The following is a 16,733-nucleotide window of genomic DNA, read 5'->3' as shown; positions in this document are numbered from 1 at the left end:
CAGGTTATGGGGCGACTCTCTGACCCAAGCCCTTCAGAGAGAGGTCCCCATGAACGCCATGAACGCCATCGACCCCCGCCCCGTGTACACCAGCGCCACCGAGCAGATGGCGGCACTTATCAAGACGGTGCGTCCCGAGCAGCTGACCGGCCCGACCCCGTGTACCGAGTTCGACGTACGCACCCTGCTCAGCCACATCGTCGGCGGCACCCTGCGCATCGCGGTCGTCGGCGAGGGCGGCGACGGCCTCGCCGTACGCCCTTTCGTGGACGACGTGGCGGACGACGACTGGACGGCCGTGTACGACGAGGTCCGCACCCGGGTGCTCAGGGCCTGGGCGAGCGACGACCGCATGGAGGCCCCGGTGCGCGTCCCCTGGGGCGAGGTACCGGGCCGCGCGGCCCTGTCGGGCTACGTGATGGAGCTGGTGACCCACACCTGGGACCTCTCCGAGTCCCTGGGCCACCCCCTCGAACTCGACCCGGAGCTGGCCGAGTTCGCCCTCACCACCGCCCGCCGCGTCCTGCCAGACCGGCAGCGCGACGAGCAGACCCCCTTCGCCGATGTCCTGCCGGCCCCCGAAGAAGCCGACACCTACCGGCAGTTGGCAGCCTGGCTCGGACGGGCACCGCTCAGCCGAGCCTGACCGCTCACCCGCCCCTCGGCAGCCGGCCAGACGCATACCGCGGGCCGAGCAACACTCTCGGCCACGCGGCGCCGCTGCACACGACAGTTGGCGGCCTGCCTGGGCGAAGGTCGTCAAACCCGACTCGCCTTCCGCTTTTTGATCTCGCCCCCGCCGCCCCTACCCGTCCCGTACCTGGGGGCTGCCGCCCCCAGACCCCCGCTTCGGCCTGAACGGCCTCGTCCTCAAACGCCGGACGGGCTGAAAAGACCAACCCCCGGACAGGATGAAAGATCAAGCCTCAGCCGGCGAAACCCAGCCCCTCCGGCGTTTGAGGAGCGGGGGTCCGGGGGCTGGCCCCCGGGTCGGGCCAGGAAGGGGCGGCGGGGCGAAGGCCGCTCGCCCGGCCCCGACCCGCCCCGCCCCGGCTCAACCCGCGGAGCGCCTCGCTCAGCCGAGCCTGACGCGGGCCAGCTGGCGGGACTGGGCCACCAGGCGGTCGTTGCTGTCCCAGACCTCCGCGTCCTCCTCCAGGAAGCCGCCGGCCAGGTTGCGGGTGGTGATCGAGACGCGCAGGGGGCCGGGGGCCGGGCGGGAGCGGACGTGGACCGTGAGTTCCACCGTGGGCACCCAGCCCTTCAGGCCGAGTTCGAAGGCGGTGGGCGGGAGTGCGTCCACCGCCAGAAGAAGGGAGAGCGGGTCGGCGTCCCGGCCGTCCGCCAGGCCGAACCAGGCGCGCATCTCGCCCTTGCCGGAAGGGGCGCCCACTGCCCAGCCCAGGGTCGACGGGTCGAGCTTGATCATCAGGCGGTCGGCGATCGCCGAGCTGCCGGAGACGGGGGCAGGACCGTCTTGGGGGCCGAAGCACTGGTCCATGGGCGGGAACGCCGGCGGGACGGCCGTCGTCCGCACGTCGTCCGGGAGTTCGTCCAGGTCGCCGTACGAGGCGAGGACGCGGATGCGTTCCACCTCGCGGCCCTGCTCGTCGTACTGGAAGAGCGAGGCCTGGCCGGTCGACAGGGTGCGTCCGGTCCGTACGACGTCGGTGCGGACGACCGCCGGGCCCGGCTGGGACGCCGTCAGGTAGTGCGCCGAGATCGTGAACGGGTCGGCGTGCGGCAGGGCGTCCGCGAGGGCGCGGCCCAGGACGGCCAGCAGATAGCCGCCGTTGACGGCGTTGATGATGGTCCAGCCGGCCGAGAGGTCGATGTCGTACACGCCGGGGGCGCGCGGGACGAGCGCGGTGTCCCGGTCGAACTCACTGTCGCCGATGGTGGCCCTGGTGGCCTGTGCGGAAGCTGCTTCTGGCATGCCTGAACCGTACAATGAGAAATTACTAAGCGGTAGCTTTTGAGGTTACGGGCGCATGACACGTTCCTTTGGCCGCCGTCCTCCTGGGTGAGGTTCCGGCAATTTCTTGGTAAGTGTCCCCACTCGTCCTCAACCCCAAGGCGCCTCTCCCCCTCTATGGGGACATGAGCCTCACCGGGACTCCGTTCCTCTACACGCTGATCGTGCTGTTCGCGATCGCACTGATACTGCCGCTCGCCCTGTGGTCGCGGATCCGCGGGCCGCAGGCCCTGCGCGCGGCGGGCCGGATGCTGATGCTGCTGTTCGCCCAGGGAACGGCGGTCGCGCTGGTCTTCGTACTGGTCAACAACTCCAACAACCTCTACGACAACTGGGACGACCTGCTCGGCACGGGCAATCACGTGCAGCAGGCAGCCAACCTGGGTGCGGACGGCACCGGCGGAATAGCGCTGAAACGGTTGCCCAAGGTCAGGCAGGACTTCACCGCGGCCACCGGACCGGGCATGCGCGGCGTGCGCGAGACCCAGCTCAAGGGCCGTGTCTCCGGCGTGAACGCCGAGGTCTACGTGTGGCTGCCGCCGCAGTACAACGAGCCCGCCTACCGCCACCACAAGTTCCCGGTGGTAGAGCTGCTGCCCGGTTACCCGGGCTCGGCGAAGGCCTGGTTCGGGTCGATGAAGGCGACCCAGCAGCTGGCCCCGCTGATGCGCAGCGGCCAGGTCGCGCCGTTCATCCTGGTCGCCCCGCGCACCAACCTGCTGGCCGGCGTCGACACCGGCTGCGCCAACATCCCGGGCCAGGTCAACGCCGACAGCTGGCTCAGCATCGACGTACCGAAGATGGTCATGGACAACTTCCGGGCCCAGCCCGGCCCCAAGGGCTGGGCGACCGCCGGCTACTCGGCCGGTGGGCACTGTGCGGCCAAGCTGGCCGTCGCGCACCCGGACCGCTACATGGCCGCGATCAGCATGTCCGGCTACAACGACCCGATCGGCGAACGCAATTCGCTCGCCGCGCAGAACCCGACGGTCAGGGCCCAGAACAACCCCTACCTGCTGCTGAAGAAGTCGCCCACCCCGCCCCGGATCGCGCTGTACGTCTCCGGCCAGCCGCACGACGGCTACGAGGCCGGCATCGGCCTCGAACAGGCCGCGAAGGCGCCGACGACCGTGCACGTCGTCTTCATCCCGAAGAGCGCGGGCGGCCACACCATGGCGCTGTGGCGGCCGCAGGTGGTCCCGTCGTTCCGCTGGCTCTCCGTGGAGATGGGCCAGCACCACGTCAAGGCCCGGGGCACTACTCCTCCCGTACCGTCGAGCGGCGGTTCCACGCACGCGGCGCTCGCCAGTGGTACTTCATCGCAAGCAGGCGCAGGACGAAGGCGGTGACGACCGCGAGCCCGCTGGTGAACGGGGTCAGGACGTCGTAGCGGAGGCACAGGACGGCCATGGTGGAGCCGACCATCGCTGGGACCGCGTACAGATCGCGGTCCCAGCGCAGCAGTGACGGCACCTCGTTGGCCAGGACGTCCCTGAGCACACCGCCGCCGACGGCGGTGGCGAGGCCGAGGGTCGCCGACTGGGTGAGACCGAGCCCGTACTCGTACGCCTTGATCGTCCCGGCGACGCAGAACAGGCCGAGGCCGGCCGCGTCGAAGACGTTGACGGCGACCTGGATGCGCTCGACGTGCGGGTGCAGGAAGACGACCATGAGGGCGGCGAGGAGCGGGGTGGTGAAGTAGCCCAGGTCCGTGAAGGCGGCCGGGGGCACCGCTCCGATGATCAGGTCCCGGAACAGCCCTCCGCCCAGCGCGGTGACCTCGGCGAGCACGGCGATGCCGAAGACGTCGAAGTTCTTGCGGACGGCCAGCAGCGCGCCGGAGATGGCGAACACGAAGATGCCGACGAGGTCGAGCGTGTGCTGGACGGAGGGGCTGAACAGTTGCTGGAGCACCCCACATTCTTACTCGGGGGTTCTCACGGTCCTCACAGGGCCGGTTTGCCGGTGGTGTAGATCCACTTCTGGAACAGGTCGTCGAGGTTCTGCCCGGAGATCTTCTCGGCGAGCCGGATGAACTGCCCGGTGTTCGCGTTGCCGTAGCGGTGGATCCTCGTCCAGATCGGCAGCAGCTTGAAGAACGCCTTGTCGCCGATGCGTTCACGCAGCGCCTGGAGGGTCATCGCGCCGCGCTGGTAGACCGCCGAGGCGAACATGGTGTCGCGCTGCGGGTCGGCGACGGTGATCTGCCAGAAGGGGTTGTCCGCAGCACGGGCGTTGTAGGCGGCCAGGAACGAGTCGTGGGCGCTGCGCGTGCCCTGGTGCTCGGCCCACAGCCACTGGGCGTAGGTGGCGAAGCCCTCGTTGAGCCAGATGTCCTTCCAGCGCTCGACCGAGACCGAGTCGCCGAACCACTGGTGGGCCAGCTCGTGCACGATCGTCGTCTCGTTGCGCACGGCCGAGTAGGCGGGCTTGCTCTGCACCTCCAGCGAGAACCCGGCCTGGGGCATGTCGTCGACGATCGCGCCGGTCTCCTCGAAGGGGTACGGCCCGAAGACCTGCGACCAGTAGTCGGTGGCCGCCGCGGTGACGGCGTACACGTCGACGTTGTTGCTGTTCGCGAGCACCGGGTCGATGGCGACGTAGATCGGGATCCCGGAAGGGGTGGTGCCGGTCTTGACGTCGAACTTCCCGATGGTGGCGGTCGCGAGGTAGGTCGCCATGGGCTTGGACTCGCGCCAGTGGGTGTACGTCGAGCCGCCCTTGTCGTACGTCGAGACGAGACGGCCGTTGGAGACGCCGGTCAGACCCTTGGGCGCCTTGATACGGATGTCGTAGGTGGCCTTGTCGTCGGGGTGGTCGCTGGACGGGAACCAGGTGGAGGCCGCGTTGGGTTCGCAGGCGACGAAGACGCCGTCGGCGGTCTTCATCCACCCGTAGTCGGAGCCGAAGACGATCGGGCCGCTGAGGGGTTCGGGGACACCGCCGTAGGTGACGGTGACCGTGAAGGTGTGCCCCTTGGGGAGCACTCCCTTCGGTGTGATGCGCAGTTCGTCGCCGTCCCGGGTGAACCCGGCGCGTCTGCCGTTCACTTCGACTTTGGTGACCTCCAGTTTCTGCAGGTCCAGGTCGAAGGAGGAGAGGGTCCGGGTGGCGCGGGCGGTGAGCGTCGTACGGCCGTCGAGGCGGTCGGTGTCCGGGTTGTACGCCACGTCGAGGGCGTAGTGGCGGGCGTCGAAGCCGCCGTTGCCGAGGTTCGGGAAGTAGGTGTCGCCGATCCCCGGGGCGCCCGGAGTGGGGGCGGAGGAAGCGGCGATGACAAGGAAGGAGGCCGCCGCGGTCGCGACGGCCCCTAAGCGTGCCGAACGGGAGAGTGCCATGAGTAGCCCCTCGGTGCGTAGTCCGGTCAGACGGATACGCCCGACTCTGCACTCCCCTACGCCGACATGTACATGACTTTACCAAGTCGTCATGCGCTACCGGGGAGTTGACTCCTGTCCGACCCCACTCTCCACAACGCTCCCCACCATACGAATGCCCCGGCAGTCCGAACGGACTGCCGGGGCATTTCGCCTGACGGATCTCGCTTTTACTTGTCGCCGCCGGTTTCCGGATTCCCGGACTCGGCGGCGGGCGCCGCCTCCCGGGGCTCCTCCGCTTCCGCGCCGGCCTCGCCCTCGGTGTCGGCGACCTCCGCCGCCACCGCCGCCGACGTCTCCGCCGACTCCGCGAGCACCTCGTCCGCGACCAGCTCGGCCGCCTCCTTGGCGACGGTCAGCAGGACGGTGTCCTGCGGGGCCTGGTCCTCGAAGTTCTCCGGGTGGTGGCAGGCGACCTGCTGGCCGGGCTTGAGCTCGACGAGCTTCGGCTCGGTCGTCTTGCAGATCTGCGTCGCCTTCCAGCACCGCGTGTGGAAACGGCAGCCGCTCGGCGGAGAGATCGGCGAGGGCACGTCGCCCTTGAGCAGGATGCGCTCGCTCTTGGCGTTCTTGCGCCGCGGGTCCGGGATCGGCACCGCCGACATCAGCGCCTTGGTGTACGGGTGCATCGGCGCCCGGTACAGCGACTCGCGGTCGGCCAGCTCCACGATCTTGCCGAGGTACATCACCGCGATCCGGTCCGAGACGTGCCGGACGACGGAGAGGTCGTGCGCGATGATCACGTACGTCAGGCCCAGCTCCTGCTGGAGGTCGTCGAGCAGGTTGACGACCTGTGCCTGGATCGACACGTCCAGCGCGGAGACCGGCTCGTCCGCCACGACCAGCTTCGGGTTCAGGGCGAGCGCGCGGGCGATGCCGATGCGCTGGCGCTGACCGCCGGAGAACTCGTGCGGATAGCGGTTGTAGTGCTCGGGGTTGAGACCGACCACCGACAGCAGCCGCTGCACTTCCCTCTTGATGCCGCCCTCGGGCTCGACGCCCTGCAGCCTGAAGGGGGCGCCGACGATCGTGCCGATGGTGTGGCGCGGGTTCAGCGAGGAGTAAGGGTCCTGGAAGATCATCTGCACATCGCGGCGCAGCGGACGCATACCGCTCACACCGAGGTGCGTGATGTCCTTGCCCTCGAACTCGACCTTGCCGCCGGTCGGTTCGAGCAGCCGGGTGATCAGCCGGCCCATCGTCGACTTGCCGCAGCCGGACTCGCCCACGACGCCGAGGGTCTCGCCGGCCTTGACCTCGAAGTCGATGCCGTCGACCGCGTGCACGGCCCCGACCTGCCGCTGGAGCAGGCCCTTCTTGATCGGGAAGTGCTTCTGGAGCCCGGTCACCTTCAGCAGGGTCTCGCCGGGGGCGGCGTCCTTGGTGAGGGTGGCACCGTCGCTCTTCGCGGGAGTGGTCACGTTGTCCTCGCTCACAGCTTCGGCGCAATCTCTTCGGTCCAGATACGCTCCCGCTGCTCCTGCGTCATGTGGCAGGCGGCCCAGTGCTGGCTGCCGACCTCGGTCAGCTCGGGGCGGACCGTGCGGGTGACGTTGTCCTTCGGGATGTCGGCGTACGGGCAGCGCGGGTTGAAGGCGCAGCCGGACGGGACGTTGATCAGGGAGGGCGGGGAGCCCTTGACCGGGATCAGGCGTTCCTGCTGTTCCCGGTCCAGGCGCGGCATCGAACCGAGCAGACCCCAGGTGTAGGGGTGGCGGGGCTCGTAGAACACCTTGTCGGCCGGACCGCGCTCGACGCAGCGGCCGCCGTACATCACCAGGATGTCGTCGGCGAGCTCGGCGACGACGCCCAGGTCGTGGGTGATGATGATGACCGCGGAGCCGAACTCCTTCTGCAGATCCCGGATCAGGTCGAGGATCTGCGCCTGGACGGTCACGTCCAGGGCGGTCGTCGGCTCGTCCGCGATGAGCAGCTCGGGGTTGTTGACCAGCGACATCGCGATCATCGCACGCTGGCGCATACCGCCGGAGAACTCGTGCGGGTAGCTGTCCACCCGCTTGTCCGGCTGCGGGATGCCCACCCGGTCGAGCATCTCGACCGCACGGCGCTTGGCGGTCTTCTTGTCGACGTCGTGGTGGATGCGGTACGCCTCCACGATCTGCTGGCCGATCGTGTAGTACGGGTGCAGCGCGGACAGCGGATCCTGGAAGATCATCGCCATCTGGCGGCCACGCAGCTTGCGCACCTCGTCCGCGTCGGCGGTCAGCAGCTCGGTGCCGTCCAGCCAGATCTCACCGGAGATCTGCGCCTTGCGCTTGCCGTACTGGCCGGCCGTGTGCAGACCCATGATGCCGAGCGAGGTCACCGACTTGCCGGAACCCGACTCGCCCACGATGCCGAGGGTCTTGCCCTTCTCCAGCTTGAAGGAGAGCCCGTCGACGGACTTGACCAGGCCGTCGTCGGTCGGGAAGTGCACCTTCAGGTCGCGCACTTCCAGGAAGGAGGTCGGGGCGGGCGAGGTGCCCGTGGGCTCACCCACGGCCGCTCCGCTCTTGCTCAGTTCCGTCATGCGAGCCTCACTCGGGGGTCGATCACGGCGTACAGGACGTCCACCACGAGGTTGGCGATCAGCACCGCGAGAGAAGTGATCAGGGTGACGCCCAGAATGATGGGCAGGTCCTGGTTCTTGATGGCGGTCAGCACCGCCTGGCCGAGGCCCGGCAGGCTGAACGTCGTCTCGGTCAGGATCGCGCCGCCGATGAGGGCGCCGAGGTCCATGCCGAGCATGGTCAGGATGGGCGTCATCGTGGAGCGCATGGCGTGCTTGCCGATGACGACCTGTTCCTTGAGGCCCTTCGCGCGGGCCGTGCGGATGTAGTCCTCGCCGAGGATCTCCAGCATGGTGGCGCGGGTGATCCGGGCGTACATCGCCGCATAGAGGAACGCGAGGGTGACCCAGGGCAGGATCATGCCGCCGAGGTAGCCGCCGACGCTCTGCTCGAGAGGCACGTACTTGCCGTCGATCCAGCCCAGTCCGTAGCTGAAGACCGCCAGCGAGAGCAGACCGGTGAAGTAGATCGGCAGGGACACACCGCCGAGGGCGACGACCATCGCGCCGCGGTCCCACATGCTGCCCCGCTTGAGCGCGGAGAGCACACCGGCCGCGACACCGAAGACCAGCCACAGCACGGCGGCACCGAGCGCGAGACCCAGGGTCACCGGGAAGCGGTCGGTCAGCACCGGCCAGACGGCCTGCTCGCTGCGGAAGGAGTAGCCGAAGCACGGCGCGGAGCAGTGGGTGATGTCGCCGCCGGCCGCGTAGGTGCGGCCCACGAAGATGCCCTTGAAGAAGTGCCATACCTGGATGAAGATCGGGTCGCTCAGACCCAGCTTCGTCCGCACCGCTTCCACCGCAGCGGGGTCGGCCTGCTTGCCCACGAAGCTCGTGGCGATGTCCACGCCCGCCCACTTGGGGACGAGGAAGAAGATGCTGAAGACCACCAGGATGATGACCAGCAGCATCACTGCGGCGGCGAAGAGCCGCCTGAGGAGGTAAGCGAGCACAGCTAACGGCCCGCCGCGGGGCCGCGGGCCACCGGAGGTCATCCGGGGCCCGCGGTCCCGCCGCGCCGGCCTTCACCTGCCTTTCGTGCCGTACGGCGGGTGTGCCGGGATTACTTCGAGGACTTCAGACCGATGTTGACGAAGTCGTAGTAGCCGCTGTACGCGTTCGTCGTGTACACGTTGCCGATCCGCGAGGAACGCCAGTTCAGGAGCCGCTCGAAGGTGAAGGGCAGGTAGTACGCGCCGTCGCTCACCTTGTGGTTGATCTCCGTGGCGATCTGCGTCTTCTTCGCCTCGTTCAGTTCGCCGTTGTACTGGTCGAACAGACCGTCGATCGTCTTGTCCTTGATCAGGGCGTAGTTGTTGTTGCCGCTCTGCAGGATGTAGTGGCTGCTCCACAGCGGGATGCCGTAGCCCTGGACGGTCGGGAAGTCCGGGCCCCAGCCCATGATGATGATGCCGAGCTTCTTCTTCGCCACGTTCGACGGGGAGCCGATGATGCCGGCGCTCTGCGAGCCGTCGTACTGGTAGATGTCGGCCTGGATGCCGACCTTCTTCAGCGCCGCCTGCAGGGACGTGGCCGTGGCCACCTCCTGCGACTTGTTGTTGCGGACGGCGATGGTGGTCTTGAAGCCGTTCGGCTGACCACAGGCCTTCAGCGCCTGCTTGGCCAGGCTGTCGTTGCCGTTCTTGTTCTCACCGGCGATCTTGTACGGGTCGTACTTCTGGCCCTCGCCACCCGGGATCGACGGCGGGAGCATGTTGGTGCCGATGTCACCACCGGCGATCGGGCCACCGCGGGCGGTCTGCAGCGACACGTGGTCGGCGGCGTAGATGACGGCCTTGCGGCAGTCGATGTTGTCGAACGGCTTGACGCTCTGCGGGAAGACCGCGTAGCGGATGAAGCCGGAAACCGGGTTGTCCAGGTTGTCCTTGTGCTGCTTCAGCGCGATGGTGCGGCCCTGCGGGCCGAGGCCCGTCTGGCTGGCGTCGATGTCGTAGTCGCCGTTGATCAGACGCTGGTCCATGTCGCTCTGGTTGGTGGAGATGTCCAGAGTGATCTTGTCCGGGTACGCCTTGCGGACCGGGTCCGAGGACGCCTTCCAGTTGGTGTTGCGCACCAGCACCAGCGACTTGCCCGGGCTGTACGACTGGAACTTGTACGGGCCGGAGGAGAACGGCTTCAGGCCGTACTTGGACTTGGTGTCCATGTCCTGGCGGACCGGCGAGGCCGTGACCATCGCCAGCACCTGCTTGAAGTCCGAGTTCGGCGTGGGCAGGTGGAAGACGATCGTCTTGGCGTCGGGCGTGTCGATCGCCTTCAGGCCGAGCTTGTCCTTGGAGGTGTCCTTGTACGGACCCTTGTAGGTGCCCTTGGGGTCGAGCATCTGCTGCAGGTAGATCGGACCGCCGGACAGCACGTCCTGCGCCCAGACGCGCTCGATGCCGTACTTGATGTCCTGGGAGGTGATGGCCTTGCCGTCCTCCCACGTGATCCCGTCACGCAGGTGGAAGGTGTACGTCTTGCCGTCGCCCGAGACCTGGCCCTCGTCCGTGGCGAGGTCGGGAGTGACCTCTGCGCCCTTGGCGCCCGGCTCGGTCTTGTACGTGAGCAGCTGACGGCTGTAGTAGCGCGAGAAGTCCCACATGAAGCCGTAGTAACCGCGTGTGGTGTCCCACGAGTCGGCGTCCTGGGCGGTGACGAACTTCAGCGTGCCGCCCTTCTTGACCTGATCGGCCTGGGCGACCTTGTTGTTCGCCGCGTCGAAGCCGGCAGCACCCGTCTTCGAACCGCCGCTGTCGCTGCTGCCGCCGCACGCTGCCATGGTCAGCATGCCGGCGACCGCGGCAGCAGCGGCCAACGCCTGCTTACGCCGCCCTGAGGTGCGTTGGGTAGTCACGATCTCGGATCCTCCGGTGTTGATGAGAGACCCCGTGGGAGTACTCACGGGACGCTTGGGGTACGGCAGTTCAGCGCGATCCCTTCGGGTCGAGCGCGTCCCGCACGCCGTCGCCGAAGAGGTTGAAGGCCAGAACGGTGATGAAGATCGCCACGCCGGGGACGACCATGTACATGGGGTCCGAGTCGTAGTAGTCGATCGCAGTGGAGAGCATCTGCCCCCAGGAGGACGTGGGGGGCTTGACGCCCACGCCCAGGAAGCTGAGTGCCGCCTCGGTGAGGATGTTGGTGGGGATCATCATCGTCGTGTAGACGATGATCGGGGCGACGAGGTTGGGCAGCAGTTCCTTGAACAGGATGTAGAACCGCCCGGCGCCCAGCGAGCGGGCAGCCTCGACGTACTCGCGCTCGCGCAGCGAGAGGGTCTGGCCGCGCACCACGCGTCCGATGTAGGGCCAGCCGAAGAAGCCGATGACCAGGATCATCACGAACACGCGCACGCTGGAACCGCTCAGGCCGAGCATCTCGTTCGGCATGACGGAGACCAGCGCGATGATGAAGAGCAGCTGCGGGAAGGCCAGCAGGCCGTCCATGACGCGGCTGATGATCGAGTCGACCCAGCCGCCGAAGAAGCCGGCCAGGATGCCGAGGATCGTGCCGAGCACGACGGCGACGATCGCGGACAGGAAGCCGACCAGGAGCGAGATCCGGGCCCCGTAGAGGATGCGGGCGAAGATGTCGCGGCCGTTGACCGGCTCGACGCCCAGCCAGTGGTCGCCGCTGATGCCGCCGAGCGACCCCTTGGGAGTGCTGAACAGCGGGTCGATCAGGCTCTCGTGGTAGACGTCGGGGTCCTGCCCGTAGAGGCTGGTGATCACCGGTGCGAGCAGCGCCACCACGACGAGTACGAGCACGACGATGCCGCCCGTGAGGGCGAGCTTGTCCCTCTTCAGGCGCTCCCATGCGATCCGGCCCAGGGAACGCCCCTGTACGGCCTTCTCGCCGGCGGTGGCGACCGCCGCTTCTTCGGCCGCGCTCGGGGCCGCTTCTGCGGTCGGCTCGTGCAATGGTGCCGTCATCTGGCAGGGACCCCTCTCAACCGGCGGTAGCCGGCCCGCACTTTGCCGCGGTGGCGGCGTGATCAGTCCGTCGTACACAGGGACGAAGTCCCCTGGACCGGGAGTCTTCAACGCTTTGGCGATCTGTTGCCAGACTTGGCGGTGAAAGGATGCGTAAACGTGATGCGGGCTGGAGGGTTCCGTTATCCGGACAGCGGGTAGCGGCGGCCGGACAGGGATGATTTTGGACATTCGCCACGGAATGGGATCTTCCGGCCCTATCTACGCGCGCAGACAGGCTCCCGGCCTGGTACGGACCAGGCCTTCGTCTCAGTATCCGCCACGCACCGGCGGGTAGCCGTACCCGGCCGCCGGGGCCTGGGCCGGGGCGGCCGCGTGGGCCTCGCGGTCGTAGAAGGGGCGGGCGCTCGCGCGCATCCACAGCGCGACGGGGTCGTACTCGTCCGACATCGCCACCGTCGACACCGGCAGTCCGTCCGGGACGGCGCCGATGGACTGCTGCATCATCGCCCGCACCGAGTCCACCGCGGGCGGGCTGGTGTCGTACACGTCCAGGCCGATGGCGAGGTACGGCGCCCCGAGCGCCGGCTGCACCCAGGCGCGGCGCAGCGAGCGGACGGCCGGGGTGCGGTGGGCGTTCTGCGCGAGCAGCGCGTAGAACTGCGGGATCTCGATCGCGGGCTCCGACATCCGCAGCGGACCGGCCGCCTGACGCTCCAGGCCGGTGGCGATACGGCGGAGGTCCAGCCAGGGGATGCCCACGCCGCCGCCCGGGGCGTGCGGGTTGAGCCAGAGGCCGAAGTGGTCGGGGTACAGGGTCCGGGCGACGTCCAGCCCGTCGACCACCTCGTACGACCTGTTCCAGCCGCTGGCCGAGAGTTCCTGGGCGGAGGTGACGCACGGGGCGTAGCCGTAGCCGTCGACCTCCATGTTTCCGTACTGGGCGTCCGGGGAGCCCGCCTGGCCGTGCCACAGGAGCATCCAGACCTGGCCGGAGCCGGGGGTCGCGAGTGCGCGGAGGAGTGCCTCGTAGGCGTCGTAGCGCCCCGGCGTCACCTGGCGCAGCATGTTCTCGACCGTCCCGGTCGTGGTGCTGGCGCTCACGTGTGTGCCCCTTCTTGTGGTTGCCCCGCGTATGCCAACAGCTTAAGCGCCCAGGAGCTCGGGACCTGTTGTTCGTTCGCGAGTGCGGGTGCGTTTGTGGCTGGTCGCGCAGTTCCCCGCGCCCCTGTCGGGGCGCTCCTCAGAACCCCTGCTGATAGAAGGGCCGGACGTTTTCCCTCATCCAGTTCGCCACCGGGTCGTCCGTCACGTCCAGGAGGACCAGGTTGACCGGCCACTGGGTCGGGATTCTGGTCACCGCTCGCTCCAGGGCCTGCAGGGGAAGCGCGCGCAGGTCCCCCTCCCACTGGGAGAGTTCGACGCCCACGAACATCACCGGGTCCGCCGTCTCGATGGCGGCGAGGCAGCGGCGGGCCGTGGCGACGACGCCCGTTTCCGCGAACTCGGCGGAGGCGGCGGCGAGGAAGTCGATCGGGTCGTCCTGCCAGTCCGGCTCGAAGAGCTTGACCCGGCCGCCGGTGGCGGGGCCGTCCAGCGGGGTGCGGCCCACCCGGCAGAGTTCGGCGACGGCGGGCGGCGGGAGCGGGATCCCGACCACGCCGTCCGGGTTCACTGCGAGGCCGACCTGCGGGGGCAGTCCGCGGGCGAACTCGACGGCCGGGGTGACCGTGTACGACATGTGGTTGCCGACGACCTGCCGGAACTGCTCCTCGGAGCTGAAGACCGGGACGTATGCCTGGCCGTCGAGCTCCAGTGTGGGCAGGTCGAGGGGGCCGCTGTCCGGGCCGCCGCCGTTCGGCAGCGGCACCCAGAGGAAGCTGCGGCCGAGCACCTCGAGGATCCGGCCGCCCGCCGAGGGTATGCCGAGGGAGGCCGACAGCACCTCCTCCAGCTCGTTGCCGGGCCATCCGCCGTGCGGATGGGGGTGCGCCTGCATGGGAAAGTCCGCGGGAAGATCCGTTGGGAAGTCCATCTGTGTCCGACCGCCTGCTGAGAACCACTGCTGAGGCTGGAAAGGCTAGCGGGTGGGACGGACAAAGGGGCTGGTCCGTCAGTCAGCCCGTGAAACCGATCCTGCGCAGGACGTCCGCCGCGTCCCGGTCCAGCAGCACCGCCGAGCCGACGCCCTCGGGCAGGTCCCCCTGCTCGACCGCGCGGATCAGCCGGGCCGCCGCCGTGCGGTGGCGCAGGAAGGCGTAGCGCGAGACGCCGCGGCCGCGCTCGCGCTGCCCCTCCAGGGCCGTGCCGGGCGTGACGTCGAGCAGCAGCAGATGCAGGGTGCCGCCGCGGCGACGGGCCTCGCGGGCCAGCCAGCCGCGCACCCAGGCCTGCGTACCGCAGTCGTGCACGACGACCCCTTCGCCGCTGCGCAGGGCGCGGCGCAGTCCGGCGTAGTGGGCGAGGCGGACGAGGGGCCGGTAGACCGCGTAGGGCAGGAAGCGCGGCGCGCGGGCGTCCCAGCGGTCGCGGGCGTCCTGGGAGTCGATGCGGATGCCGCGGACCGCGCGCTCCATCAGCGTGGACTTGCCGCTGCCGGGCAGGCCGGTGATCACCACGAGGTCACGGGGCCCGAAGAGCAGGGCGTGCGGGCTGTGCCCCGAGCGGTCGCGCAGGTCGCGGACCACGGGCGCCGGTCGGGCACCGCATGCCTCCCTGGCCGGGGCCGCGGGCTGCTCGGGCAGCGCGACAGCCGAGGTCGTGGCGTACACCGTGGTCCTGTTCACCGTGATCGTCCTCCCTGCGGGGTCAGGAAAGCTTCTCCCCACTGAATGTAAAGAGAAGGTAATGCACGATCTCTCGCGATTCCGTTCGGTTCACGCCACGGGACAGTTACAAAACGAGGGGACGGGAGGAGGGACCGATGCGGCCTGCCGCACGCGGACGAGGCGTGCAATGATGTGCGCGCCAACTGCATACCGGCCGCTTGAATCCGCGCGGGAGAGTCCCCGGCAGTACGTCTGTGTCGCTGGGGCGCCGAAGGAGCAAGTCCCTCCCTTGAATCTCTCAGGCCCCGTTACCGCGCGGGCGAGGCACATCTGAAAAGCGGGCCGCTGTGACAGTGGCCCCACCCAAGGTGCAAGCCAGAAGCCACACTTGTGGTCATGGCGAACCTCTCAGGTTCCGATGACAGATGGGGAGGAACGACCTCGCCCGTCATTCATGCGCCCTGGGAGACGACCGTCCGATGAGCAGCACCGCACCCCGTCACACCGCGCTCGATGCACTGCATCGCTCGCTCGGTGCGACGATGACCGACTTCGCCGGCTGGGACATGCCCCTGCGCTACGGCTCCGAGCGCGACGAGCACCTCGCCGTACGAACGAAGGCCGGGCTCTTCGATCTCTCCCACATGGGTGAGATCACTGTGACCGGCCCGCAGGCCGCGCAGCTCCTGAACTTCGCCCTGGTCGGCAACATCGCCTCCGTCGGCGTCGGCCGCGCCCGCTACACCATGATCTGCCGCACCGACGGCGGCATCCTGGACGACCTGATCGTCTACCGGCTCGCCGAGACCGAATACATGGTGGTCGCCAACGCCTCCAACGCCCAGGTGGTGCTGGACGCGCTGGTGGAGCGTTCGGCCGGCTTCGACGCCGAGGTGCGCGACGACCGGGACAACTACGCGCTGATCGCCGTGCAGGGCCCCGAGTCCCCCGGCATCCTGCGGTCCCTCACCGACGCCGACCTCGACGGCCTGAAGTACTACGCCGGCCTGCCCGGCACCGTCGCCGGCGTGCCCGCCCTCATCGCGCGCACCGGCTACACCGGTGAGGACGGCTTCGAGCTGTTCGTCGCCCCCGGTGACGCGGAGAAGCTGTGGCAGGCGCTGACCGATGCGGGAGCGCCCGTCGGGCTGGTGCCCTGCGGGCTGTCCTGCCGGGACACGCTGCGCCTGGAGGCGGGCATGCCGCTGTACGGGCATGAACTGTCCACCTCGCTCACGCCGTTCGACGCCGGGCTCGGCCGGGTGGTGAAGTTCGAGAAGGAGGGCGACTTCGTGGGGCGCGAGGCGCTCCAGGATGCGGCCGCCAGGGCTGCGGAGAACCCGCCGCGCGTCCTCGTCGGTCTGGTCGCCGAGGGCCGCCGGGTCCCGCGCGCCGGGTACCCGGTCGTCGCGGGCGGCGAGGTGATCGGCGAGGTCACCTCCGGCGCCCCCTCCCCCACGCTGGGCAAGCCGATCGCGATGGCGTACGTCGACGCGGCACATGCGGCACCCGGTACCGAGGGTGTCGGCGTGGACATCCGGGGCAGTCACGAGCCGTACGAGATCGTGGCGCTGCCGTTCTACAAGCGCCAGAAGTAGACACTGACTGACACTGGGCGGGGGCGGCTCCGTCCCCGGACGTGACCCCGCGCACATTTTCGCTGCTCACACGCGTTTTCAGCAGTCCCTTATTCATCAGCACTCCACCGCGTACAGGAGAATTCAGGCCATGAGCAACCCCCAGCAGCTGCGTTACAGCAAGGAGCACGAGTGGCTGTCGACCGCCGAGGACGGCGTCTCGACGGTCGGCATCACGGAGTTCGCGGCCAACGCGCTCGGCGATGTCGTCTACGCCCAGCTTCCCGAGGTGGGCTCCGCCGTGACCGCGGGCGAGACCTGCGGCGAGCTGGAGTCGACCAAGTCGGTCAGCGACCTGTACTCCCCCGTCACCGGTGAGGTCACGGAGATCAACGAGGACGTGGTGAACGACCCGTCCCTGGTCAACTCGGCCCCCTTCGAGGGTGGTTGGCTCTTCAAGGTCCGCGTCACGGAGGAGCCGGCCGACCTGCTCTCCGCCGACGAGTACACAGCCCAGAACGCCGGCTGAGAA

At 68.8% G+C, this 16,733-nt stretch carries 15 protein-coding genes and 1 riboswitch; of the genes, 4 read left to right on the top strand and 11 right to left on the bottom strand.

Going from position 1 to position 16,733, the window contains the following annotated elements; translation table 11 throughout:
- The first annotated feature begins 58 nt into the window (after nt 1-58).
- A complete protein-coding gene (locus tag EDD92_RS32600) occupies nt 59-646 on the top strand; it encodes a TIGR03086 family metal-binding protein (RefSeq protein ID WP_123970654.1) in 588 nt (195 codons plus the stop codon).
- 429 nt (nt 647-1,075) lie between these two features.
- On the opposite strand, the gene EDD92_RS32595 is transcribed toward EDD92_RS32600, so the two are convergent.
- The gene (locus tag EDD92_RS32595) at nt 1,076-1,936 is read right to left on the bottom strand and encodes a thioesterase family protein (protein ID WP_123967630.1); all 861 of its coding nucleotides are present in this window, start codon (nt 1,934-1,936) and stop codon (nt 1,076-1,078) included.
- 164 nt (nt 1,937-2,100) lie between these two features.
- Between EDD92_RS32595 and EDD92_RS32590 the strand changes: the two genes are divergently transcribed.
- Nucleotides 2,101-3,324 carry an esterase family protein gene (locus EDD92_RS32590; protein WP_123967629.1) on the top strand — a complete coding sequence of 408 codons (1,224 nt, stop codon included), beginning with the start codon at nt 2,101-2,103 and terminating at the stop codon, nt 3,322-3,324.
- On the opposite strand, the gene EDD92_RS32585 is transcribed toward EDD92_RS32590, so the two are convergent.
- The 10 genes from EDD92_RS32585 to EDD92_RS32540 form a co-directional block, all read right to left on the bottom strand.
- Complete coding sequence (locus EDD92_RS32585; RefSeq protein WP_123967628.1) at nt 3,233-3,889, bottom strand: trimeric intracellular cation channel family protein; 657 nt, start codon at nt 3,887-3,889, stop codon at nt 3,233-3,235. The two genes, EDD92_RS32590 and EDD92_RS32585, sit on opposite strands and share 92 nt — an antisense overlap.
- A gap of 32 nt (nt 3,890-3,921) precedes the next feature.
- Nucleotides 3,922-5,313 carry a M1 family metallopeptidase gene (locus EDD92_RS32580; protein ID WP_123967627.1) on the bottom strand — a complete coding sequence of 464 codons (1,392 nt, stop codon included), beginning with the start codon at nt 5,311-5,313 and terminating at the stop codon, nt 3,922-3,924.
- Between the two features lie 209 nt (nt 5,314-5,522).
- On the bottom strand, nt 5,523-6,773 hold the full coding sequence (locus EDD92_RS32575) for an ABC transporter ATP-binding protein (RefSeq protein ID WP_260326889.1): 1,251 nt from the start codon (nt 6,771-6,773) through the stop codon (nt 5,523-5,525).
- Nucleotides 6,774-6,784: 11 nt separating this feature from the next.
- A complete protein-coding gene (locus tag EDD92_RS32570) occupies nt 6,785-7,882 on the bottom strand; it encodes an ABC transporter ATP-binding protein (protein WP_123967625.1) in 1,098 nt (365 codons plus the stop codon).
- Complete coding sequence (locus EDD92_RS32565) at nt 7,879-8,877, bottom strand: ABC transporter permease (protein WP_123967624.1); 999 nt, start codon at nt 8,875-8,877, stop codon at nt 7,879-7,881. The genes EDD92_RS32570 and EDD92_RS32565 overlap by 4 nt, the downstream gene beginning before the upstream one ends.
- A gap of 110 nt (nt 8,878-8,987) precedes the next feature.
- A complete protein-coding gene (locus EDD92_RS32560) occupies nt 8,988-10,778 on the bottom strand; it encodes an ABC transporter substrate-binding protein (RefSeq protein ID WP_123967623.1) in 1,791 nt (596 codons plus the stop codon).
- Between the two features lie 70 nt (nt 10,779-10,848).
- Nucleotides 10,849-11,856 carry an ABC transporter permease gene (locus EDD92_RS32555; protein WP_123967622.1) on the bottom strand — a complete coding sequence of 336 codons (1,008 nt, stop codon included), beginning with the start codon at nt 11,854-11,856 and terminating at the stop codon, nt 10,849-10,851.
- A gap of 309 nt (nt 11,857-12,165) precedes the next feature.
- Entirely contained in the window at nt 12,166-12,960 is a 795-nt protein-coding gene (locus EDD92_RS32550) for an enhanced serine sensitivity protein SseB C-terminal domain-containing protein (RefSeq protein ID WP_123967621.1), read from the bottom strand.
- Nucleotides 12,961-13,099: 139 nt separating this feature from the next.
- Nucleotides 13,100-13,891: an enhanced serine sensitivity protein SseB gene (locus EDD92_RS32545; protein ID WP_123967620.1), complete on the bottom strand. Its 792-nt coding sequence runs from the start codon at nt 13,889-13,891 to the stop codon at nt 13,100-13,102.
- Between the two features lie 82 nt (nt 13,892-13,973).
- On the bottom strand, nt 13,974-14,642 hold the full coding sequence (locus tag EDD92_RS32540) for an AAA family ATPase (RefSeq protein ID WP_123967619.1): 669 nt from the start codon (nt 14,640-14,642) through the stop codon (nt 13,974-13,976).
- Between the two features lie 201 nt (nt 14,643-14,843).
- Nucleotides 14,844-14,948: riboswitch (glycine riboswitch) on the top strand.
- A gap of 155 nt (nt 14,949-15,103) precedes the next feature.
- On the opposite strand from EDD92_RS32540, the gene gcvT reads away from it, so the two are divergent.
- Together gcvT and gcvH are read left to right on the top strand one after the other, a co-directional pair.
- Nucleotides 15,104-16,222, top strand: coding sequence for a glycine cleavage system aminomethyltransferase GcvT (gene gcvT, locus EDD92_RS32535; protein WP_123967618.1), 1,119 nt, complete (start codon nt 15,104-15,106; stop codon nt 16,220-16,222).
- A 130-nt stretch (nt 16,223-16,352) separates the two neighbouring features.
- On the top strand, nt 16,353-16,730 hold the full coding sequence (gene gcvH, locus EDD92_RS32530; protein ID WP_123967617.1) for a glycine cleavage system protein GcvH: 378 nt from the start codon (nt 16,353-16,355) through the stop codon (nt 16,728-16,730).
- Nucleotides 16,731-16,733: the final 3 nt, after the last annotated feature.

It is taken from the genome of Streptomyces sp. TLI_185 (genome assembly GCF_003814765.1).
In the GTDB taxonomy this organism is placed as follows: domain Bacteria; phylum Actinomycetota; class Actinomycetes; order Streptomycetales; family Streptomycetaceae; genus Streptomyces.
The sequence above is the reverse complement of the archived record's forward strand: the minus strand, read 5'-3'. Positions and strand labels throughout refer to the sequence as shown.

What these genes read in the sequence shown, in the direction of transcription:
- EDD92_RS32600 (WP_123970654.1), top strand. Translation starts at nt 59, where the DNA reads ATGAACGCCATCGACCCCCGCCCCGTGTACACCAGCGCCACCGAGCAG.
- EDD92_RS32595 (WP_123967630.1), bottom strand. Translation starts at nt 1,936, where the DNA reads ATGCCAGAAGCAGCTTCCGCACAGGCCACCAGGGCCACCATCGGCGAC.
- EDD92_RS32590 (WP_123967629.1), top strand. Translation starts at nt 2,101, where the DNA reads ATGAGCCTCACCGGGACTCCGTTCCTCTACACGCTGATCGTGCTGTTC.
- EDD92_RS32580 (WP_123967627.1), bottom strand. Translation starts at nt 5,313, where the DNA reads ATGGCACTCTCCCGTTCGGCACGCTTAGGGGCCGTCGCGACCGCGGCG.
- EDD92_RS32570 (WP_123967625.1), bottom strand. Translation starts at nt 7,882, where the DNA reads ATGACGGAACTGAGCAAGAGCGGAGCGGCCGTGGGTGAGCCCACGGGC.
- EDD92_RS32555 (WP_123967622.1), bottom strand. Translation starts at nt 11,856, where the DNA reads ATGACGGCACCATTGCACGAGCCGACCGCAGAAGCGGCCCCGAGCGCG.
- EDD92_RS32545 (WP_123967620.1), bottom strand. Translation starts at nt 13,891, where the DNA reads ATGGACTTCCCAACGGATCTTCCCGCGGACTTTCCCATGCAGGCGCAC.
- gcvT (WP_123967618.1), top strand. Translation starts at nt 15,104, where the DNA reads ATGAGCAGCACCGCACCCCGTCACACCGCGCTCGATGCACTGCATCGC.
- gcvH (WP_123967617.1), top strand. Translation starts at nt 16,353, where the DNA reads ATGAGCAACCCCCAGCAGCTGCGTTACAGCAAGGAGCACGAGTGGCTG.